20 protein-coding genes and 2 pseudogenes are annotated in these 19,559 nt (G+C 62.9%); 9 read left to right on the top strand and 13 right to left on the bottom strand.

The window, feature by feature from the left end:
• Positions 1-118, top strand: a pseudogene (locus AC19YT_RS26520) (IS30 family transposase); the annotation flags it as partial.
• Between the two features lie 198 nt (positions 119-316).
• Here AC19YT_RS26520 and AC19YT_RS26525 read toward each other — a convergent pair.
• From AC19YT_RS26525 to AC19YT_RS26540, 4 genes are all read right to left on the bottom strand, one after another.
• Positions 317-640 carry a DUF3325 domain-containing protein gene (locus AC19YT_RS26525; RefSeq protein WP_095107900.1) on the bottom strand — a complete coding sequence of 108 codons (324 nt, stop codon included), beginning with the start codon at positions 638-640 and terminating at the stop codon, positions 317-319.
• Complete coding sequence (locus AC19YT_RS26530) at positions 641-2,230, bottom strand: PepSY-associated TM helix domain-containing protein (protein WP_500611299.1); 1,590 nt, start codon at positions 2,228-2,230, stop codon at positions 641-643.
• Positions 2,227-2,532, bottom strand: coding sequence for a DUF3649 domain-containing protein (locus AC19YT_RS26535; protein ID WP_095107898.1), 306 nt, complete (start codon positions 2,530-2,532; stop codon positions 2,227-2,229). Before AC19YT_RS26535 ends, AC19YT_RS26530 begins: the two co-directional genes overlap by 4 nt.
• 511 nt (positions 2,533-3,043) lie before the next feature.
• Entirely contained in the window at positions 3,044-4,432 is a 1,389-nt protein-coding gene (locus AC19YT_RS26540) for an aminotransferase-like domain-containing protein (RefSeq protein ID WP_095107897.1), read from the bottom strand.
• A gap of 544 nt (positions 4,433-4,976) precedes the next feature.
• On the opposite strand from AC19YT_RS26540, the gene AC19YT_RS26545 reads away from it, so the two are divergent.
• Genes AC19YT_RS26545 through AC19YT_RS26555 form a run of 3 tightly spaced genes read left to right on the top strand, consistent with a single transcriptional unit; the run spans position 4,977 to position 7,591 of the window.
• Positions 4,977-6,002: a TauD/TfdA family dioxygenase gene (locus tag AC19YT_RS26545; RefSeq protein WP_500611300.1), complete on the top strand. Its 1,026-nt coding sequence runs from the start codon at positions 4,977-4,979 to the stop codon at positions 6,000-6,002.
• A gap of 30 nt (positions 6,003-6,032) precedes the next feature.
• On the top strand, positions 6,033-6,818 hold the full coding sequence (locus AC19YT_RS26550; RefSeq protein WP_095107895.1) for a sulfite exporter TauE/SafE family protein: 786 nt from the start codon (positions 6,033-6,035) through the stop codon (positions 6,816-6,818).
• A 20-nt stretch (positions 6,819-6,838) separates the two neighbouring features.
• The gene (locus tag AC19YT_RS26555) at positions 6,839-7,591 is read left to right on the top strand and encodes an SDR family NAD(P)-dependent oxidoreductase (protein ID WP_095107894.1); all 753 of its coding nucleotides are present in this window, start codon (positions 6,839-6,841) and stop codon (positions 7,589-7,591) included.
• Between the two features lie 263 nt (positions 7,592-7,854).
• On the opposite strand, the gene AC19YT_RS26560 is transcribed toward AC19YT_RS26555, so the two are convergent.
• Both AC19YT_RS26560 and AC19YT_RS26565 read right to left on the bottom strand, forming a co-directional pair.
• Positions 7,855-8,265 carry an HPF/RaiA family ribosome-associated protein gene (locus AC19YT_RS26560; RefSeq protein WP_095107893.1) on the bottom strand — a complete coding sequence of 137 codons (411 nt, stop codon included), beginning with the start codon at positions 8,263-8,265 and terminating at the stop codon, positions 7,855-7,857.
• A 244-nt stretch (positions 8,266-8,509) separates the two neighbouring features.
• Entirely contained in the window at positions 8,510-9,493 is a 984-nt protein-coding gene (locus AC19YT_RS26565) for a LysR substrate-binding domain-containing protein (protein WP_095107892.1), read from the bottom strand.
• A 135-nt stretch (positions 9,494-9,628) separates the two neighbouring features.
• Here AC19YT_RS26565 and AC19YT_RS26570 point away from each other — a divergent pair, with 135 nt between their 5' ends.
• Both AC19YT_RS26570 and AC19YT_RS26575 read left to right on the top strand, forming a co-directional pair.
• Positions 9,629-11,005, top strand: a complete 1,377-nt coding sequence (locus AC19YT_RS26570) for an L-serine ammonia-lyase (protein ID WP_095107891.1) — start codon at positions 9,629-9,631, stop codon at positions 11,003-11,005.
• Positions 11,006-11,109: 104 nt separating this feature from the next.
• Positions 11,110-11,433, top strand: a complete 324-nt coding sequence (locus AC19YT_RS26575) for a DUF3509 domain-containing protein (RefSeq protein WP_095107890.1) — start codon at positions 11,110-11,112, stop codon at positions 11,431-11,433.
• A 36-nt stretch (positions 11,434-11,469) separates the two neighbouring features.
• Here AC19YT_RS26575 and AC19YT_RS26580 read toward each other — a convergent pair whose 3' ends face one another.
• Positions 11,470-11,958, bottom strand: a complete 489-nt coding sequence (locus tag AC19YT_RS26580) for a phosphate-starvation-inducible protein PsiE (RefSeq protein ID WP_500611301.1) — start codon at positions 11,956-11,958, stop codon at positions 11,470-11,472.
• A 240-nt stretch (positions 11,959-12,198) separates the two neighbouring features.
• Here AC19YT_RS26580 and AC19YT_RS26585 point away from each other — a divergent pair, with 240 nt between their 5' ends.
• The gene (locus AC19YT_RS26585; RefSeq protein ID WP_010564043.1) at positions 12,199-12,459 is read left to right on the top strand and encodes a YebG family protein; all 261 of its coding nucleotides are present in this window, start codon (positions 12,199-12,201) and stop codon (positions 12,457-12,459) included.
• 4 nt (positions 12,460-12,463) lie between these two features.
• Here AC19YT_RS26585 and AC19YT_RS26590 read toward each other — a convergent pair whose 3' ends face one another.
• The gene (locus AC19YT_RS26590; protein ID WP_095107888.1) at positions 12,464-13,486 is read right to left on the bottom strand and encodes a Leu/Phe/Val dehydrogenase; all 1,023 of its coding nucleotides are present in this window, start codon (positions 13,484-13,486) and stop codon (positions 12,464-12,466) included.
• 266 nt (positions 13,487-13,752) lie between these two features.
• Between AC19YT_RS26590 and AC19YT_RS26595 the strand changes: the two genes are divergently transcribed.
• Positions 13,753-14,556, top strand: a complete 804-nt coding sequence (locus AC19YT_RS26595; RefSeq protein ID WP_095107887.1) for a SirB1 family protein — start codon at positions 13,753-13,755, stop codon at positions 14,554-14,556.
• Between the two features lies 1 nt (position 14,557).
• On the opposite strand, the gene maiA is transcribed toward AC19YT_RS26595, so the two are convergent.
• The 3 genes from maiA to hmgA are packed head-to-tail and all read right to left on the bottom strand — an operon-like array spanning position 14,558 to position 17,824.
• Entirely contained in the window at positions 14,558-15,199 is a 642-nt protein-coding gene (maiA, locus tag AC19YT_RS26600) for a maleylacetoacetate isomerase (protein WP_500599806.1), read from the bottom strand.
• Between the two features lie 12 nt (positions 15,200-15,211).
• Positions 15,212-16,516: a fumarylacetoacetase gene (fahA, locus tag AC19YT_RS26605; protein ID WP_500611302.1), complete on the bottom strand. Its 1,305-nt coding sequence runs from the start codon at positions 16,514-16,516 to the stop codon at positions 15,212-15,214.
• A 3-nt stretch (positions 16,517-16,519) separates the two neighbouring features.
• Positions 16,520-17,824 (bottom strand): homogentisate 1,2-dioxygenase, encoded by a 1,305-nt coding sequence (gene hmgA, locus AC19YT_RS26610; protein WP_500611303.1) that lies wholly within the window; start codon positions 17,822-17,824, stop codon positions 16,520-16,522.
• A 162-nt stretch (positions 17,825-17,986) separates the two neighbouring features.
• Here hmgA and AC19YT_RS26615 point away from each other — a divergent pair, with 162 nt between their 5' ends.
• Positions 17,987-18,769 carry an IclR family transcriptional regulator gene (locus AC19YT_RS26615; RefSeq protein WP_095107883.1) on the top strand — a complete coding sequence of 261 codons (783 nt, stop codon included), beginning with the start codon at positions 17,987-17,989 and terminating at the stop codon, positions 18,767-18,769.
• A gap of 55 nt (positions 18,770-18,824) precedes the next feature.
• On the opposite strand, the gene AC19YT_RS26620 is transcribed toward AC19YT_RS26615, so the two are convergent.
• Both AC19YT_RS26620 and AC19YT_RS26625 read right to left on the bottom strand, forming a co-directional pair.
• Positions 18,825-19,154 (bottom strand): hypothetical protein, encoded by a 330-nt coding sequence (locus AC19YT_RS26620; RefSeq protein ID WP_095107882.1) that lies wholly within the window; start codon positions 19,152-19,154, stop codon positions 18,825-18,827.
• Positions 19,155-19,442: 288 nt separating this feature from the next.
• Positions 19,443-19,559, bottom strand: a pseudogene (locus AC19YT_RS26625) (IS30 family transposase); the annotation flags it as partial.

The raw sequence follows: 19,559 nt of genomic DNA on the forward strand, positions 1-19,559 counted from the left end.
GACCGTCGAAGCCGTCAATCGGACAGTAGCGAGGATCAATCTACGCCCGCGCAAGCGCTTGGGCTGGAAGACGCCGTACGAAGTGCATACAGGGGTGAGCGTTGCACTTATGTGTTGAATTCAGGCCGGACTATCCCAAACAAATAAACTAACGCAAAGGCCGAACGCCTCAGCCCTGTTGCAGCGGCACATCAATTCCCGCTCAAAAGTACTTCGCACGTTACGCTGCAAGCTTCCTTACGACTCACTCTGGGTCGCGGCCAATCGCGTTTAAAAAACTGAACGCCACATTACCCCCATAAACAAGGTGGGGCGGCTAGATCAATGCCCATACCGCCGGACTCACCACCAACCCTACCCCCGCGACTCCCAGCGCCAGCCGTGGGCGATAGGGCAACAGCACCACCAGTAGCAAGGCACTGCCCATCAGCACCGCGCACCACTGCACCAATCCCAGGCCCCAATCGGCGGCGGTGAGGGCCGCGGCGAGCGACAGCGCCAGCAGCAGCCAACCGCCCAGGCACAGGGCCAGGCGTTGGCCGGCGGTGGGTTTGCGGCCCAGCAGGTCGTGGTGATGGCGGTCCATGGCCAGGCACAGGGCGGTGAAGCCGCTGTAGCACAGCAGCGATGGCAGCAGCATTCAGGTCACCTCGGGGTTGGCGGGCAAGGGCCGCGGGCGTTCGGCGCGGGGTTGGGCGGGCGCTTTCTGCGGGGCCGGGCGCTGCATTTTCCAGGCAGCCCAGGCCAGGAACAGGCCGCTGCCCAGGCAGGTCAGGTCGAACCCGGCCATGATCCAGTCGCCGCCGGCCATAGAGGCCAGCACATGTTGGCCGGTGGTCAGGGCATTGAGCAGCGGCACCGCGATAAACAGCAGGGCCGCCAGCCCCAGTTGCTCGACCCAGGCCCGGCGCCCAGGCCGCAGCACCGCGTGGAGCAGGCTCAAGCCCCAGGCGATGAAGAAGCTGTTCACTTCCCAGTCGGCCCGCTCAGCAAATTGCGCGGGCAGCAGGCGATTGGCCCAGAAGAACACCGCCACCGCCAGCACCAACCCAGCCATGCTGGCGATGTTGAGCACCTCTACCAGGCGCAACTCGAACGGCATTACCCCGCTCTTGGCGTGTTTCAACTGGCGTTTGCCGAGCCAGATCACCAGCCCGGTGCCGATCATCGCCGTGCCGGCCAGGCCACAGAGGAAGTACAGCCAGCGCAGCACCGGCCCGGCGAACAGGCCCATGTGCAGGCCCACAAAACTGCCGCCGATGGCCATCGGCAGCGATTGCGGCACAGCCTCTTTGAGCAGTTGACCATCGATACCACCAAAGGACAGGGAGCGGCCGAAATCCTGCACCACGTGGTCGGCGTTGTGGGGGAAGACGTTGACCGAAGCGTTGGCGTCCCCCGGGTGGTTCACCGTTAGGCGCCCCGCTCGCCCGCCGGCCCAGTGCTCGCGCGCCTGGGCCAAAAACGGCGCCAGGGGCAGCAACTGCCCGGGTTGCCCGGCGGCCGGCAGGTTGTTGTTAGAGGGAAACGCCTCCTTGAAAAATGCCCGGGAATCGTTGCCGTAACTGGCCACGATGCTGGCCGGCATAACCAACGTCATGAAGATCACCAGGCTGCTGTAGGTAATCATCAGGTGGAACGGCAGCACCAACACGCCCACCGCGTTGTGACCGTCGAGCCAAGAGCGCTGGCCCTTGCGCGGGCGGAAGGTGAAGAAGTCCTTGAAGATTTTCTTGTGGGTGAGGATCCCCGTGACCAGCGCGATCAGCATCACCATGGCCGCCGCAGTCGATAGCCAGCGCCCCCACGGATAGGGCATCTGCAATTGAAAATGGAAGCGGTAAAAGAAGTTGCCGCCAGCGGTGTCGTGGCTCACTCGCTCGGCGCCGGTCAGCGGGTCGAGCACTTTGTCGAAGAACTCGCCGCGCTCGCCCTCGTTCTTGGCCGGCCGTTGCCAGGCCACGGAGAGGCCCGGTTGGCGCTCGTGCGGCAGGCCGATAAACCAGCGCGCCGCGCCTTGGGCATGCGCCTGCAGGTAGCCTTGCGCCAGGGCAACGCTTTGCTCGGCGTTGACGCTGTGCACCGGCGGCAGGGGCTGCATCCAATGGGTCATTTCATCCTTGAAGTACGACAGGGTGCCTGTCAGAAAAATCGCAAACAGCAGCCAGCCGAAAATTAGCCCGGTCCAGGTATGCAGCCAGGCCATCGCCTGGCGAAAGCCCTCTTTCATGTGCGCCCCACCCAGTAGGCCAGCGCACTGACAGTGGCCAGTACCGCGCCCGGCACGCCCAACCCCAACCACGCCTGCAACGCCGTGCGGCAGGCAAAGCACCAGAGCACCGCCACCAGGTACACCAAAAACGACGTCATCATCCCACTGGCCACCGCATCCGCACGGGAGATGGGCAGCAACGCCGTCATGCACACGCTGGCCAACGCCGCCAGCAGATAACCACCGAAGACCGCCGCCAGTACCCGTGAGGTCACTGCCAGGCGATAGGAAACCGGCAACGCGCCGTTTTTGCTTTTCATGTTTCGACCTTGAAACCCATGACGTGCGCTGCGGCCATAACGCCGGACCCGCACCTTGATGGGGCACAGCATAATGATAAATATTCTCGTTTGCAAAATACTCCTGTTCGCACGGTCAAGCGCCAAAGCCTTATTACCGAGTAGGACACTTCGCCGGCGCCACCGGCCAAGGGCGCTGGGGCAACATCGTGGGAGCCTGGCTTGCCAGCGAGGGCGATCTGAAGGGCGCCATCGCGGGCGGGCCCGCTCCCACAGAGGTTGGGCAGGTGTTGGATTGGCATTGCCAGCCTGTGGGAGCCTGGCTTGCCAGCGAGGGCGATCTGAAGGGCGTCATCGCGGGCGGGCCCGCTCCCACAGAGGGTGGGCGGGCGTCGGATGGGCATTGCTGGCCTGTGGGAGTCTGGCTTGCCAGCGAGGGCGATCTGGAGGGCGCCATCGCGGGCGGGCCCGCTCCGACAAAGGTTGGGCAGGTGTTGGATTGGCATTGCCAGCCTGTGGGGGCTGGCTTGCCTCAATAGAACAACCGCGGCTCCGGCGCGGCCAGGAGGCTGGCGAGTTTGGTCAGGGCGAAGGCCAGTTCTTCGCGGGTTGGCGTCATCAGTGCGATGCGCACTCCCCGGGTAGACCCTGTGCGCTGGGCCAGGAACTGGCTGCCGCTGACCACCGTCACCCCGTTGGCCCGCGCCAGGTTGGCGAACTCGTCACTGGTCCACGGCTGCGGCAATTCCAGCCAGATATGGAAGCTGTTGGGCTGGCTGCGGATGTCGTAGCCGCCGAGGATTTCGAGGGCCATTTGCTGGCGCTGCGCGGCCTCGTCCTGCTGCACTTTCACCAGTTCGGCGCCCATGCCGCTGTTGATAAGGTTGCTGGCCAGTTGCGCCATCAGCGGCGAGGGCATCCATACGCTGCTGCGCACCATGGACGACAACCGCGACAGGGTTTCGGCCGGTGCATACAGGTAGCCGATGCGCAGCGCCGGCAGGATGCTCTTGGACAGGCTGGTCAGGTACACCGAGCGCTCCGGCGCGTAGGCCGACAGTGGCTGGTGGACGTTGCGGGTTTCGAGGAAGCCGTAGATATCGTCGTCGATGATGAACAGGTCGAACTCGCGGGCGATCTGCGCGATTTCGGCGCGCCGTTCGGCGGGCATGATCGAGTTGGTCGGGTTCTGGTGGGTGGTCACGCAGATCAGCAGCGCCGGGCGATGCTCGATGCACATCTGGCGCAGCGACTCGGGCACCAGGCCGAACTCATCCACCTGCACACCCTTGAGGCGCCGGCCCAGGCTGTGGGCCAGGGAGATGATGCCGGGGTAGCAGTATTCCTCGCAAAGAATCACCTGGTTGGCCTGCGACAGGCTGCTGATAGCCACCAGCAAGCCATGCTGGGCACCGGCGGTAATCACGATCTGCTGCCAGGACGCCTGCGGCAGGCTGCGTTGCACCCACGCCGCGCCCGCTTCTTTATGCACCGCGTGGCCGCCATCGGTGGTGTAGTCGAGGATCCGCCCCAGGCCCGGCGATTGCGCCAGCTCGACGATGGAGCCACGCAGCCATTCGGTCATGCCGCTGTCGTTGGGCTTGATGATGGACAGGTCGATGTGCCCCGTCTCGGCCTTGCTGGCCGGGCTCTTGAGCACCTGCGACGCGGGTTGGGTCACACGCTTGTGCAGCACGAAGGTGCCGCGCCCCACTTCGCCAACCACCAAACCGCGTTTGCCCGCTTCGTCATAGGCACGGCCGATGGTGCCTGGCGTGACTTTCAGGGTTTCGGCCAGCTCTTTGAGGGTGGGCAAGCGATCACCCGGTTCCAGCCGCGCGGCGAGGATGTCGCGCTCGAGGGCGTCGGCGATCATCAGGTAGACCGGCTGCGCTTGGCCGCTGTATTGAGGAACCCACATAGGGACAACACCAGAAATTGCAAGAACGCGGAAGCCTAGCATGAAAAAAAGCATAAGAGTAATCGCACAGCATTAGGTGCAATATTCACCGATTAACATCATTACACCCCTTGAGACTTTTCCGACAACCAAGCCCTTTCCCATCCCCCGCGCCTACCGCTCGGCCGCACAATCACGGTGCATTTTTTGCCCTGTAGGGCGCTGTCCCTTTGCACCGGGAAAACCGTTTAAACCTCCACTCCCTGGCCGCTCAAGTCACTTTCGATGAAAAAAAACACTGGGAAATTTCCTTTTCTAATCATCACCTTAAACGGCCTCAGCGGCGCAACGCGCACGGACCATCGAAGAAATAAATTGAATCGATTTAATTTTTATAATTACAATTATTAAATCGACTCAATATCGACGCACATACCATGCTGCCGCCGGGTCGAGAGGGCGATGCGCCACGCGCCGCCATCGGTTCCACAACAACAATCGTGCTGCCGCCACGCCGCACGAAATCTAATGGCATCAAGCACCGGAATATGGGGTTTCACCGCAAATGGAAAGCGCACATCCGAAGTTCGCCGCCGAGGCCGTCACCTCCCTGGAAATCAGGCTGCCATGGGTCAACTCCAGCGCCTGGCAAACCGTTCTCAACCACACGCCACTGGATTTTGAAGCCAACAAGGACATCTACTTCCAACTCAAGGAACAAGCCCAGGACGTGCTGGGCCCGGCCCTGACCCAGCAGATCCGCCGCTTCGTCGAAGACCCGCAACTGACCTCCCTGGTGATCCGCAACTGCCCGCGCGACCGCGACATTCCGCCTACGCCCTACTCCGGCGTGCTGAGCCCCAAAAGCACGCCGATTGCGTGCTTGGTGAGCCTGTCGCTGCACAGCCTGCTGGGCATCAACCCGGTGGTGTACGAGGGTGAAAACGACGGGCGCCTGTTCCGCCACGTGATCCCGGCCCGCGCCTCAGGTGCACAAAAAAGCTCCCACGGCTCGCGGCTGCGCTTTTCTTATCACGTGGATAACCCCGACCTGCCGCTGTCCTCGGAAACCCTGGAAGGCGCCTCATGCTGCCCCGAGTACCTGTCGTTCTTCGGCATGCGCTGCGACCCGCGCATCAATACCACCCTGGTCAGTGTCGATGAGGTGGTCGCCGCCCTGCCCGCGTCCACGGTGCACGCCCTGACCCAGGCGCAGTTCGAGATCCGCCGCCCCGACTCCTTCGCCAGCAACCGCCGCCATACCCCGCACCTGCCCTTGCTGGTGCGGGGCCTGGGCGGTGAATGGCTGTGCCGCCTCGACTGCGAAAACACCTACGCCATGAACGCCGAGGCGCAATGCGCCCTCAACGCCTTGAAAGCCCTGGTGGAATCGCGTCAGTTCGACGAGGCGCACCTGCTGCTGCCGGGGGATTTCATGATCTTCAAGAACCAGCGTGTGCTCCACGCCCGCGACGGTTTCGAGCCCCACAACGACGGCGCCGACCGCTGGCTGATCCGCCTGTTCGCGGTCAACGACTTGAACCGGGTGCGCTTCACCCGCGCCGATCACCTGTACGAAGTTTTCTCCTGATTTTTCACCTTTCACACATCGGACATTGCTATGGAACTGCTGGGATCGTTTTGGGCTGAACACTGGGTTTTCGCGATCCTGCTGCTGGGGGCCATCGCCTTTATCGCGGGGTTTGTCGACAGCATCGCCGGCGGCGGCGGGCTGTTTCTGGTGCCGGGTTTCCTGCTGGTGGGCCTGCCGCCGCAAGTGGCCCTGGGCCAGGAAAAACTGGTCAGCACCCTGGGCACGCTGGCGGCCATCCGCAACTTTCTGGCCAACAGCAAAATGGTCTGGAAAGTCGCCCTGGTGGGCGTGCCGTTTTCCCTGTTGGGCGCCTATCTGGGCGCGCACCTGATTATTTCCATCTCCCAAGACACCGTGGGCAAGATCATCCTGGCGCTGATTCCGTTCGGCATCCTGATTTTCCTTACCCCCAAGGATCGCCCGGTAGAGGAACACACCCTGAGCACCGCCATGCTCTACACCGTGGTGCCGCTGACGTGCCTGGTGATCGGCTTCTATGACGGCTTTTTCGGCCCGGGCACCGGCAGCATGTTCATCATCGCCTTCCACTACCTGCTCAAGATGGACCTGGTGTCCAGCTCGGCCAACTCGAAAACCTTCAACTTCGCCTCGAACATCGGCGCCCTGGTGGCCTTTGTCATGGCCGGCAAAGTCATCTACCTGCTGGCCCTGCCGCTGGTGCTGTGCAACATCCTGGGCAACCACATGGGCAGCGCGCTGGCGATCCGCAAAGGCAGCGAGGTGGTGCGCAAAGTGCTGGTGCTGTCGATGCTGTGCCTGTTCGCCAGCCTTGGCGTGAAGTACCTGGCCTGATTTTTCAACCGGAGAGCAGTATGAAAACCGCATTCGTGACCGGCGCTTCCGCCGGGTTCGGCGCCGCCATTTGTCGCCAACTGATCGCCGACGGCTACCGGGTGATCGGCGGCGCGCGGCGTGCCGACAAACTGGCGCAATTAGAGCAGGAGTTGGGGGAGAACTTCATTCCCCTGACCCTGGACGTCACCGACCCGGCCTCACTGGACGCCGCCGTGGCGCTGATCCACGACTCTTCCTTGCCCATCGACGTGCTGGTCAACAACGCCGGCCTGGCCCTGGGCATCGAGCGCGCGCAACACGCCGACGCGCAGAACTGGGAATGCATGATCGCCACCAACATCACCGGGCTGGCGATGGTGACCCACAAGATCCTGCCAGGCATGGTGGCCGCCAACGCGGGGCTCATCATCAACATCGGCTCGATCGCCGGCACCTACCCGTACCCGGGCGGCAACGTCTACGGCGCGAGCAAGGCGTTCGTCAAACAGTTCAGCCTCAACCTGCGCGCCGACCTGGCGGGCACCCGGGTGCGGGTGACCAACATCGAGCCGGGGCTGTGTTCGGGCACGGAGTTTTCCATGGTGCGCCTGGGCGGCAACCATGAGGCGGTGGCAGCGTTGTACAAGGATGTGGACGCTATTTCACCCCAGGACCTGGCCAACACCGTGTCGTGGATCGCCGGGCAACCGGACCACGTCAACATCAACTCCCTGGAAATCATGCCCGTGGCCCAGACCTACTCGGCCCTGAGCGTGGCCCGCAACCTGTAGAACCCTCGCGCCGTGGGAGCCTGGCTTGCCAGCGATAGCGATCGTGAGACCGCCATCGCGGGCAGGCCCGCTCCCACAGTTGAACGGGGGTACGGGTGCGGTTTTCATTTTTCCTGTGTGGGAGCGAGCCTGCCCGTGATGGCGGCACTCGATGGCGGTGACAAGCGGTAGATCCCACAGGGTCTGAGGAGATCACTGGCCCCCGCCCAAAACAAAACAGGCCTGCATGTGCAGGCCTGTTTTCGTTGGGGGTGACTTAGCCGTCAGCTATTGAGCGCGGCCTGTTCGTTTTCCAGGAATTCATCCTCCAGCAGCGCGTCGTTCGCCTTGGGGGAAATATCAGTCGGCGTGGCGGCAGTGCGTTTGCCGCGCAGTTTGCCAAACAGGTGTTCCAACGCGTGCTCAAGTTTGGTGGCGGCGCCTTCGACCGCTTGCTCCAAGGTATCGGCCTTGTGCGTTACCGAAACCGGCTGATGGCCTTTTGGCCGTGCTTCGAGTTGGCAGCGCATGTCATGGGGGCCAGGCTTGTCGCCGTTCTCGTCCCGCAGGTGAACCTCGACACGGGTCAGGTCCTCTTCATAGCGTTCGAGCGTGCTTTCGATGGTAGTACGGACCCACTCCTCCAGACGGACACTGCTTTGAATATGGTTATCGCTATTGACCTGGATTTGCATAGTTCTTCCCTTATTTCAGCTAGCTCGCGAGAGGTACAACGCCTACGCCTTAAAGCGAAAATTCGCGACCTCTTAACTACAGAGTTGCGCCGCCAAGGCGACATTTCAACCCCTAAAAAAAGATAATTACGAATAGACAAATAAAGCCGGACATGGGGCAAAAGCACTGTTATGGTCGGGAGTTAGCTAAGCACTGGCCTTGCGAAAATACCCTCTCTTTGTAGTAAGCGGGCTAGCCCGCTTACTACAACAACAGTCGCTCTGTGGGTGCGTGGGGGCTACCGCGTAGCCCGCTCGCTACGGGGTGCAACGTGCGAAACGCCGCCGCTTCTGCCACCAGCCAATCATGCACCGCCCGCACGCCCGGGTGGCTCAGCGCACCCGGGGCGTAGAGCAGCATGTAGCGCTTGTAATTGGGCACCGCGACGCCAAACGGCACGATCAGGGTGCCGCGCTCCAACTCGTCATTAAGCAAAGTACGACGGGCGATGGCCACCCCCATGCCGGCGATGGCCGCTTCGATGGTCAGATGGTTGCGGTTGAAGGTGTGGCCGCGGCGCACGTCGGCATCGTGAAAACCGATGGCATCAAGGTAGAACTCCCACTCCGCATACTCGTAGCTGCCGCGCCACGCGGTGATGTCGTGCAGCAGCGGGAAGTGCACCAGGTCTGCCGGGCCGTGCAATGGTGGGCGGCCGCGCAGCAGGCTCGGCGCGCAGACCGGGAAAATCTGCTCATCGAGCAAGGTGGTAGATAACAGCCCCGGATAGCTGCCGTCGTTAAGGTCGATGGCCAGGTCAAAGTCGCCTTCGTGCAGCGCCACACTGCTGTCCTCAGCCACCAGGCGCAACTGAATGTCCGGGAAATGCTGCTGCAAGCGCGGCAGGCGCGGCGTCAGCCATTTGCTCAAAAAGGACGGGATCGAGCGCAGGCGCAAAGTGCCGCTGATCCTCCCCGCATCCAGCCGGCGCAGCTCGGCGTCGATGCTGCCGTAGGCCTCATTGACGGTAATAGCCAAACGCTGGCCCTCGGCGCTCAACTCCACGCCCCGGGCGCGGCGATGGAACAGGCGAAAGCCCAGGCGTTCTTCCAATTGGCGGATCTGCTGGCTGACCGCGCCGGGGGTGATGTGCAGTTCCTCGGCGCAACGAGTGAACGACAAGTGCCGCGCCGCACAGGAAAACACGTGCAGCCAGACGTAGGTTTGGCCATGGAATTGCCGGCTCATTGTTTAGTCCTGCTAAAGGCTGTCTTAGGAAGTTTCGTTGGTCACTGGCGACCGAGCTAGGCAGTATCGCCGACCTCGCGCTTGTCCTACAGAAAATGGCAGCGATTTTTCTTCCATTACTGGTAAGGCTTTAGCATGGCTATCAGCGTTTTCGATCTCTTCAAAGTCGGCATCGGTCCGTCCAGCTCCCACACCGTCGGCCCGATGCGCGCCGCTGCCACCTTCGCCCAAGCCCTTTACGACCAGGGTTTGCTAGGGGACGTGCGGCGCGTCGAGGCACGCCTGTATGGCTCGTTGTCCGCCACCGGCATCGGCCATGCCACCGACCGCGCCACGGTCATGGGCCTGATGGGCGAATGGCCCGACAGCATCGACCCCAACAGCATCGCCCCGCGCATCGCCCTGTTGCGTGACAGCGGCGAACTGCTGCTGGCCGGGCGCATCAGCATCGCCTTCGACTGGCAGCGCGACCTGCTGCTACTCGACGAGAGCCTACCCTACCACCCCAACGCCATGTCCCTGAGTGCCTTTGGCGATACCGGCCTGTTGTGGGAACAAACCTATTACTCCGTAGGCGGCGGTTTTATCGTCGAAGCGGCCGAGGCGGAGTCGGGGATCGCGCCGACGGCCGATGTGCAATTGCCCTACGACTTCAACAGCGCTGCCGAACTGCTGGCCCTGTGCAATCAGCACGGCTTACGGGTCAGCGAACTGATGATGGCCAACGAACGGGCCTGGCGCAGCGACGCCGACATCCGCAGCGGCTTACTGCATATCTGGGCGGTGATGCGCGAATGCGTCGAGCAGGGCCTGCGCCACGAAGGCCTGCTGCCCGGAGGCCTGGATGTGCCGCGCCGGGCAGCGAAACTGCACCGCAGCCTGTTGGAAATCGGCAAGCCCAACGTCATCACTTCCACCTTGTCGGCGATGGAATGGGTCAACCTCTTCGCCCTCGCCGTCAACGAAGAAAACGCCGCCGGCGGGCGCATGGTGACCGCGCCCACCAACGGCGCGGCGGGGATCATCCCGGCGGTGCTGCACTACTACATGAAATTCAACCCGCAAGCGTCAGACGACGACGTGGTGGCGTTCTTCCTCGGTGCCGCCGCCGTCGGCATCCTGTGTAAGAAAAACGCCTCGATCTCCGGCGCCGAAGTGGGCTGCCAAGGCGAAGTCGGCTCAGCCTGCGCCATGGCTGCCGCCGGCCTGGCGGACGTGCTCGGCGCCACCCCAGAGCAACTGGAAAACGCCGCCGAAATCGGCCTGGAACACAACCTCGGCCTGACCTGCGACCCGGTCGGTGGCCTGGTGCAAGTGCCGTGCATCGAGCGCAACGCCATCGCCGCCGTCAAAGCGATCAACGCCACGCAAATGGCCCTGCGCGGCGACGGCAAACACTTCATTTCCCTGGACCGGGTGATCCGCACCATGCGCGATACCGGCGCCGACATGCACGACAAATACAAAGAAACGTCACGGGGCGGCCTGGCCGTGAACTGGGTCGAATGCTGATGCACCTCTCGTCGCTTGTAGCTGAAATCTTGCAGCGCTAGTACGAACCAATCCGCCGCACAACGAGTCAATCAGTGCATGTTCCCAGCCAGCGGTAACGCCTCATGGACAACCCTTTCCAACTGATAACCGACACCTTCGCCCCGCAGTACCAGGTCAACCTGAGTATCCAGGGCCCGGACGGCAGCATCATGCTCACCCTGTCCGAGGCCGGGCGGGTGGTGGCCAAACGGCTTATCAGCACCGCCCAACGCAACGACCCACAGCGCCTCAAACGCGTGGTGCAAAGCATCCAATTCGGCATCGCCATCGAGCAGGGCCACAGCGCCCTGGCCATACTCGAAGCCATGACCGACGGCGATAGCAGCGATATGCCTGCCCCGGCCAAACCGGCCCGCCCCTCTAACCCCACCCCACAACTGTTGTAGCGAAGCGGCCGCAGAAATCGGCCGCCACCCCTGGGCTCAACTCTCGCCTTTGTCGTCGTTCAGCGCTTCACGGCTGGTATGGGGCGAACTGCCGACCTTCACCGAGGGGTACTGGGACGAGGCATAACGCACCACCAAAATGGCAAACGCCAACAGCAAAATGCCGCCACACAGGTAAATGATCCCCAGGTCCGGCGGGTTGTGGTGCGACACGTTGGAAATCAGCAATCGGGTCAATGCGGTGATGGCCACATAAATCAGAAAACGCACGGGCATGTGGTTGGTCTTGAAGTAAATCCCCACCATCGCACCCAGTTCGAGGTAGATGAACAGCAGCAGAATGTCGTCGATCTTGATGTGCCCGGCTTCGATCATCTGCAAAAACTCCATCACCGCCGCCCAGGCTGTGACGGCACCGATGGCGAACAGCGCCAGGTAATGGAAGGTTTCGACAAACAGGTTGCCCAGGGTTTCGGCCAGTTGATGGACGTTCTGGCGAAGGTTTTCGGCCCAGTTTATTTTCACGGAGGTACTTCCTTAGGTCGGCTCGACCGGATCATGCGCGATGAAGGTGACGGTTTTCTGCATGCAGAAAAAAGGCCAGGGGCGCAGCTTAGATGGCAAACGGCTGGCACGGGGCACGTCATGTGCTGTAGCAAGCAAAAATGCCACTATCCAAACCCGAAAGATTCGCCTATGCTTTTAGCTGTATAAAAACACAGTAGTCGTAGAGACAACTTTTCGTGAAGGCATGTGAGGTGGTGAATGGCCGTCGAAGTGGTATACCGCAGCAGCCGAGATCTGGAGCGTTTGTTCATGGATAAAGCCGAAGCTGATCGTCATGACAAAATGCTGGAACTGGCTGAATTGTTGGCAGAAGTTCTGCAAAAAGCAGTGCCGTCCCTGAGTGAACAGCAAGTGGAAGAAGCCGGGATCTACATGGCCAAAAACCGCGATGTGTTCGCCAAGGCGTTCAAGAGCCAGCCGGACGCCTTGTCCGAGTTGCTCAACCCGCCCGCCGAGTGACGGGCTACAGCCGATAGAGCAGGCGTTCGGCCAGCTCATCGGCCACCCGCGCCGGGGAGCGTTTTTCCGCCTGGGCGTGGGCGAAGACTTCTGTCAGCCGCACACCGATGTTGGACAGGTGGGCAGTGATGGTGGGCAGTTCTTCGCCGCGGTGCTTGAGCGCTACGTAGATCAGCCCGCCCGAGTTAATCACGTAGTCCGGCGCATACAGGATGCCGCGGCTTTCCAGCAGGTCGGCGGTTTGCAGGCTGGTCAGGGGGTTGTGCGCCGAGCCGGCCACCGCCGCGCAGCGTAATTGCGCCACGCTGTGGCTGTTGAGTACGCCGCCCAGGCCACAGGGCGCGAGGATGTCGCACGGGGTGCTGAGCAATGCATCGTTGGCGATGGGGTGGGCGCCCAGTTGTTCCATGGCCAGTTGCACCTTGCCCGAGTCGATGTCGCTGACCAGCAGTTCGGCCCCCGCCGCGTGCAGTTGCTCGGCCAGGGCGAAGCCCACGTTGCCCAGGCCCTGGATGGCCACGCGCAAGCCTTCGAGGTTGTCGCTGCCCAGGCGTGCCATGGCGGTGGTGCGGATGCCGGCGAACACCCCCATGGCGGTGTGGGGCGAAGGGTCGCCCGCCGCGGTGGTGCTGGTGACATGCCGGGTTTGTTGGGCGATGCAGTCCATGTCGGCCACCGAGGTGCCGCTGTCGATGGCGGTGATGTAGCGCCCGTCGAGTTGCTCGACGCAGCGCCCAAACGCCTCGAACAACGCCGCGCGGCTTTCCACATGGGGCGGGCGCAGGATCACCGCCGTGCCGCCGCCCAACGGCAAACCGGCCAGGGCCGCCTTGTAGCTCATTCCCCGGGCCAGGCGCACGGCGTCGTCCACCGCACTTTCGTCATCGGGGTACGCCAGGTAGCGGCAACCACCCACGGCCGGCCCGAGGCGGCTGCTGTGGATGGCAATGACCGCTTTCAACCCGGTGCTGGGGTCGATGCTCAGGTGCATCGACTCAAGGCCGGTGGCTTGCATGAGCGCGAACATTGTCAGGCTCCCGCGGGCGTCAGGTAGAGGCCAAGTATAGGCCCGTGGGAAAAGATTGCCGGAGCATGCAGGAATAAGCGCCACCACCGTTCAGGTTTTACGACATAACCCATCAGGGTGTTCGCCTGGCACTGGACGAAAAGCGGTAGCGGGGCTAAAACGGGGCATTCCCTGATGCCAATATCTGGCACTCCGACCACCTCAGTGGGAACTGGCTTGGCTCGGCGCCTTTTCTGACGGCTATCAGGTATTGCCCGGAGATGCCCATGACCCCGCGCCAAGCCTTTTTCGACTGCCTGCACCGCTCGCCGCCGGCGCTGTTCGAGGCAGCCCTGTGGATTTGCGCCGAGCATGACGCCCGAGTGCAGCCGCACCAGGTGCTCCAGGAGCTGGCCCAATGGCAGCCACTTATGCGCAGCGGCCTGCCCATGCTGCCGGCGGCGGAACTGGGCCAGCCACTGCTGCGGCGCATGAATGACCTGGGGTTCGCCCAGGATGACCACATCCCGCTACGGCCTCAGGCTGCGCTGTTGGATAAGGTGCTGCAACGCCGGCGCGGGCAGCCGTTGGCCTTGGGGCTGTTGGCCCTGGAGTTGGCGCGGCGTTTGGAGATACCCCTGGCCGGGGTGAATTTCCCTGGGCACTTTCTGCTGCGGGTGCCTGGGGCCGATCACCTGCTCGACCCCTGCGGCGGCCGGCGCCTGTACCCCAACGATTGCCGCGAGTTACTGCACCGCCAGTACGGCGCCGAGATGAAGTTGCGCGCCGAACACCTGCACAGCGCCGACCCGGCGCAAATGCTCCAGCGCCTGTCACGCAACCTGCGCCAGTTGCACCTGGCCAATGACGACCACCTCGCTGCGTTGGTGGACGCCGAGCGCGTGCTGGAACTGGGCAACGCCAACGTCGCCGATTACCTGGCCCGCGCCAGCCTTTACCAGCACCTCGATTGCCCCAACGCCGAACGCTTCGACCTGGAACACGCGCTGCTGCTCAGCGACGACCCGATCCAGCGCCTGCGCCTGACCGAACGCCTGGGGCATTTGCCGCCCCACAGCATCGTGCATTGAGTCAGGCCGCCGGCGTGTCCACCTGGTGCAGCGGGTGGGCGGCGATAAAGGCCGGGTGCTGCGCGGCCAACGCGGCCACGCGGCGAACCCGCGGGTAAGCCTGCAGCCCCACGCCAAAACGCGCCGCCGCATAGAGCTGAGGGATAAGGTAGACATCCGCCAGCCCCGGCGTGGCGCCGAAGCAGTAGCCTTCCTCGCCAATCAACTGCTCCACCGCCGCCAGCCCCGTGCTGACCCAGTGGTCGATCCACTGCGCCACCGCCGCTTCGTCCTGCCCGGCCTGGCGCAGCCGATTGAGCACGCTGACGTTATGCAGCGGGTGGATGTCGCAGCCGATCAGCGCCGCCACGCCCCGTTCGCGGGCGCGCAGCACCAGGTCGCGGGCCAGCAGGGGCACCTGGGGATAACGTTCCTCCAGGTACTCGATGATGGCCGGCGACTGGATCAGCAACTGGCCCTCGTCGGTGCGCAGGGCCGGCACCCGGCCCTGGGGGTTGAGCGCCAGATAGGCCGCTTGGCGGTGCTCGCCGCCCTCGGCGGCAATCAGGTTGACTGGCACCGCGCGCGCATCCAACCCCTTGAGCGCCAGGGCAATGCGCACCCGGTAGGAGGAGGTCGAGCGGTAATAGGTGTAGAGCTCCATGGCGCGCCTCTCTTAGCGGGCGGCGACGACGGTGCCGCGGCATTCGCCGAAGCCGATGGAGGCGAACCCCTCACGCTGGCAGCGGCCGCGCAGGATGATTTCGTCGCCATCTTCGAGGAACTTACGCACTTCGCCGCTGGCCAGTTCGATAGGCTTTTTACCGCCCTCGGTGATTTCCAGCAGGCTGCCGAACTGGCCGCTTTCAGGCCCCGACAAGGTGCCCGAGCCGAACAGGTCGCCGGCCTGCAACTGGCAGCCGTTGACACTGTGGTGGGCGACCATTTGCGCCACGGTCCAGTACATGTACCGGGTGTTGCTCAGGGTCAGGCGATGGGCCGGCAGGTTCTGCTCGCGCATGGTTTGGGTCAGCAGCAGCACCTCCAGGTCGATGTCGAAGGCGCCGTTTGCCTGGTCGCGGTTATCGAACAGGTACGGCAGCGGCTGCGGGTCGCCCTCGGGGCGCGGCGCTTGCGCCTGGCGAAACGGCGCCAGGGCCTCGGCGGTCACCACCCAGGGCGAAATGCTGGTGATAAAGCTCTTGGACAGGAACGGGCCCAAAGGCTGGTATTCCCAGGCCTGGATATCCCGCGCCGACCAATCGTTGAGCAGGCAATAACCGGCGATGTGCTCGGCGGCATCGCCGATGGCAATCGAGTCGCCCATGGCGTTGCCCTGGCCGATCCAGATCCCCAGTTCCAACTCGTAGTCCAGCCGTGCACACGGGCCGAAGGTCGGCTCGTTTTGCCCGGCGGGCAGGGTCTGGCCCTTGGGCCGCCGCACCTCGGTGCCGGAAGGGCGGATGGTGGACGCGCGGCCGTGATAGCCAATCGGCACGTACTTGTAGTTGGGCAGCAAGGGGTTGTCGGGGCGGAACAGCTTGCCGACGTTTTGCGCGTGCTCGATGCCGACATAAAAATCGGTGTAGTCGTTGATGCGCGCCGGCAGGTGCATCTGGCAATCGGCGGCCAGGGGCAGCAATTTCGCCCCCAGGGCCTGGAGTTTGCCGTGCAGGGTGCTGCCTTCGCTGAGCAGCTCCAGCAAACGTTCGCGCAGGGCCACGCGAGCACCGGCACCCAACTCGAAGAAGGCGTTCAACTGGCCGCCGGCCATGGCTTGGACCGCCGTACGTACAGCGCCGTCGAACAACCCGGCCTCCAGGGCCACCTGCAAATCGAAGATGCGCGTGCCGATGGCGACGCCACTGCGCGGCGCCCCGCCACCCTGGCTGAACACCCCCAGCGGCAGGTTCTGCAAAGGAAAGTCGGCGTGGTCGTTGGCGCAGGTAACCCAACTACGGGGGATGCTTGGCTGGTTCATGGGTTATCTCCGGTTCGGGTTGAAAGTCACGGGCAGGCTGGCCCAGCAGGCGTCGTACTGGCCCTGCAATTGCGGGCACTGCAAGGCGAACTCGCTCGGGCGCAGGGCCTGGCTGGTCTCGAACATGAAGGCCATGGTGTTGTCGATTTTGTGCGGCGCCAGCTCGACCTCGATGGCCTTGGTGCAGGTTTCGCCGTCCGGGCCGTGGGCGCTCATGCAGCTGTGCAGCGACGCGCCGCCCGGCAGGAAGCCTTCGGCCTTGGCGTCGTAGGCGCCCTGGATCAGGCCCATGTATTCGTTCATCAGGTTGCGGTGGAACCACGGCGGGCGGAAGGTGTTTTCGGCCACCATCCAGCGCGGCGGGAAAATCACGAAGTCGAGGTTGGCCAGGCCATGCACGCTGGTGGGCGAGGTCAACACGGTGAAAATCGACGGGTCGGGATGGTCGAAGCTCACCGTGCCGAGGGTGTTGAAGCGGCGCAAGTCGTACTTGTAGGGCACGTTGTTGCCGTGCCAGGCGACCACGTTCAGCGGCGAGTGGTCGAGCTCGCACCCCCACAGCTCGCCAAGGAATTTCTGCACCAGCGTGGTGCTCTGGCGCAGGTCTTCGTAGTGCGCCACCGGGGCCAGAAAGTCCCGCGGGTTGGCCAGGCCATTGCTGCCGATGGGCCCCAGGTCCGGTAGGCGCAGCGGCGCGCCATGGTTTTCGGCGATATAGCCACGGGCCTGGGCGTCGAGCAGCTCGACGCGAAACTTCAGGCCACGGGGCAGCACGGCGATTTCCAGCGGCTCCAGCTCGAGCACGCCCAGCTCGGTGGCGATGCGCAGGCGCCCCTGTTCGGGCACCAGCAGCAGTTCGCCATCAGCGTTGAAGAACACCCGCTCCATGGAGCGATTGACCGCGTAGTGGTAAATGCTGATGCCGGCAGGCTTGGAGGCCGCCGAGTTGGCGGCCATGGCCACCATGCCATCAATGAAATCAGTGGGCTCGACCGGCATCGGCAGGGGGTTCCAGCGCAGCCGATTGGGCGTCACCGCCCCCAGCCCGCCGCCCGCCAGTTGCCGCGCCAGTTTGACGAACGCCGGGTGGCGCGCCGACGGCTGAATGCGGTACATCCAGGTGCGCCGCGCTTCGCTGCGCACCATGGTGAACGCGGTGCCGGAGAACAGTTCGGCGTACAGGCCGTAGGGAGCTTTTTGCGGGGAGTTCTGGCCAACCGGCAGGGCGCCGGGCAGCGCTTCAGTGGAAAATTCGTTGCCGAAACCGGATTGGTAAGCCAAATCCGCAGAACGGGCGTCGAGGGTCATGGGGCCTCCTGAGCAGGAACAGGCTGTGGCCAACGCCCCTTGCAGGAGATTCGGCACGCCAGAGTTATTTTTATCGTAATCGAATTACGCTTAACGTAATTTGATTGGTATTGACCGTCAAGCTATAAAGACGCCCATTCGTCCCGGGATCACTTTGCCATCATGGAAAAGCCGCGCAGCACCGATAAACAAAAAGTCCGCTCGGCTGAAGTCGGCACCGACATCCTCAAGGCCCTGGCCGAGTTGTCGCCCGCCACCTCGTTGTCGCGCCTGGCCGAGCATGTGCAGATGCCCGCGAGCAAGGTCCACCGTTACCTGCAAGCCTTGATCGCCAGCGGTTTTGCCGAACAGAACGGCGCCACCAACCACTATGGCCTGGGCCGCGAAGCGCTGCGGGTGGGCTTGGCCGCCCTGGGCAGCCTGGATGTGCTGAAAGTCGCCGCCCTGCCCCTGGCCGAACTGCGCGATGAGTTGAACGAAACCTGCTTTCTGGCGGTGTGGGGCAACCAGGGCGCCACCGTGGTGCACATCGAGCCGGCGGTGCGTGCGGTGACGGTGGTCACCCAATTGGGTTCGGTATTGCCCTTGCTCAGTTCGTCCACGGGGCTGGTGTTCAGCGCCTTCCTGCCCGAGCGTGAGACCCGCGAGCTACGCGACCAAGAGCTGAACGCCAGTGCCCAGCACCTGTTGGCCGACGAGGCGGCTTACGCCCAGGTCTGCGCACAGATCCGTGCCCGGGGCCTGCATCACATTCATGGCCTGCTGCTGCCGGGGGTGGACGCCCTCTCGGCACCGGTGTTCAACGCGTTGGGTAATGTCGCTGCGGTGTTGACCGTGGTCGGGCCGACTTCGCTGTTCCAGGCTGACGAAAACGGCCCGGCGGCGCAAAAACTGTTGAGCACAACCCAAACCGTCAGTTGGCGCATGGGCTATCAACCCGCGTAAATAAAAAAAGGCCCGACATGAATGCCGGGCCTTCTTACTACAGCCACTTCAAAACTTAGTTGTCCAGAACATCCCGGGCAATGCTGACAGCCATGCTATTCAACTCATCCACCGTTACTGCATGGAAACGGTGGTTTTCATCAAGGCTGTATTGCTGCACATAGAGATTTACACCCGCACCTACGATAGGGGCACGCCCTTCGCGCAAGTGCTGGAGGAAAAACATCGGCAATGAATCAGAGCTGGAAACCACTTCCTTGCCCTGGTCATTAACGACAATGGTGGTCACGAATACTTTTTCTACATCAATCCCGCGACCACCCAAGCGCGCGTGCAACTTGGCCCTTATAAGTTCCAGATCCAACGTTTGTTTTGCCATATCCATGGAAAATCCTTTTTTCATGAAGTTGTATATTCGATAACTCAGCGTACTTGCATAAACCTGCCAAGTAGGCCCCGCCCCAGGTTGCCATCCATTGCCACTGGAGCCGCGTTAGCGTAACGCGAGCGCCGCGATCAGCCCAGAAACAGCGGGGCGACGGCCTGACCGGCCGCATTGATCTGCGCGAAGCTGACACCGCTGTAAAGATGGGCAGTGTCCAGACTGTAGGCGACCGAGTAGATGTTCATGTGGTCACCGCCAAACTGCGGCACTTCGTTATCCTGCCTGAATTCAACACATAAGTGCAACGCTCACCCCTGTATGCACTTCGTACGGCGTCTTCCAGCCCAAGCGCTTGCGCGGGCGTAGATTGATCCTCGCTACTGTCCGATTGACGGCTTCGACGGT

This window comes from Pseudomonas sp. MF08875 (assembly GCF_059862525.1).

Bases quoted from the DNA above. Each gene is read 5' to 3' on its own strand.
- AC19YT_RS26525 (WP_095107900.1), bottom strand. From the start codon at position 640: ATGCTGCTGCCATCGCTGCTGTGCTACAGCGGCTTCACCGCCCTGTGC.
- AC19YT_RS26530 (WP_500611299.1), bottom strand. From the start codon at position 2,230: ATGAAAGAGGGCTTTCGCCAGGCGATGGCCTGGCTGCATACCTGGACC.
- AC19YT_RS26535 (WP_095107898.1), bottom strand. From the start codon at position 2,532: ATGAAAAGCAAAAACGGCGCGTTGCCGGTTTCCTATCGCCTGGCAGTG.
- AC19YT_RS26540 (WP_095107897.1), bottom strand. From the start codon at position 4,432: ATGTGGGTTCCTCAATACAGCGGCCAAGCGCAGCCGGTCTACCTGATG.
- AC19YT_RS26545 (WP_500611300.1), top strand. From the start codon at position 4,977: ATGGAAAGCGCACATCCGAAGTTCGCCGCCGAGGCCGTCACCTCCCTG.
- AC19YT_RS26550 (WP_095107895.1), top strand. From the start codon at position 6,033: ATGGAACTGCTGGGATCGTTTTGGGCTGAACACTGGGTTTTCGCGATC.
- AC19YT_RS26555 (WP_095107894.1), top strand. From the start codon at position 6,839: ATGAAAACCGCATTCGTGACCGGCGCTTCCGCCGGGTTCGGCGCCGCC.
- AC19YT_RS26560 (WP_095107893.1), bottom strand. From the start codon at position 8,265: ATGCAAATCCAGGTCAATAGCGATAACCATATTCAAAGCAGTGTCCGT.
- AC19YT_RS26565 (WP_095107892.1), bottom strand. From the start codon at position 9,493: ATGAGCCGGCAATTCCATGGCCAAACCTACGTCTGGCTGCACGTGTTT.
- AC19YT_RS26570 (WP_095107891.1), top strand. From the start codon at position 9,629: ATGGCTATCAGCGTTTTCGATCTCTTCAAAGTCGGCATCGGTCCGTCC.
- AC19YT_RS26575 (WP_095107890.1), top strand. From the start codon at position 11,110: ATGGACAACCCTTTCCAACTGATAACCGACACCTTCGCCCCGCAGTAC.
- AC19YT_RS26585 (WP_010564043.1), top strand. From the start codon at position 12,199: ATGGCCGTCGAAGTGGTATACCGCAGCAGCCGAGATCTGGAGCGTTTG.
- AC19YT_RS26590 (WP_095107888.1), bottom strand. From the start codon at position 13,486: ATGTTCGCGCTCATGCAAGCCACCGGCCTTGAGTCGATGCACCTGAGC.
- AC19YT_RS26595 (WP_095107887.1), top strand. From the start codon at position 13,753: ATGACCCCGCGCCAAGCCTTTTTCGACTGCCTGCACCGCTCGCCGCCG.
- maiA (WP_500599806.1), bottom strand. From the start codon at position 15,199: ATGGAGCTCTACACCTATTACCGCTCGACCTCCTCCTACCGGGTGCGC.
- fahA (WP_500611302.1), bottom strand. From the start codon at position 16,516: ATGAACCAGCCAAGCATCCCCCGTAGTTGGGTTACCTGCGCCAACGAC.
- hmgA (WP_500611303.1), bottom strand. From the start codon at position 17,824: ATGACCCTCGACGCCCGTTCTGCGGATTTGGCTTACCAATCCGGTTTC.
- AC19YT_RS26615 (WP_095107883.1), top strand. From the start codon at position 17,987: ATGGAAAAGCCGCGCAGCACCGATAAACAAAAAGTCCGCTCGGCTGAA.
- AC19YT_RS26620 (WP_095107882.1), bottom strand. From the start codon at position 19,154: ATGGATATGGCAAAACAAACGTTGGATCTGGAACTTATAAGGGCCAAG.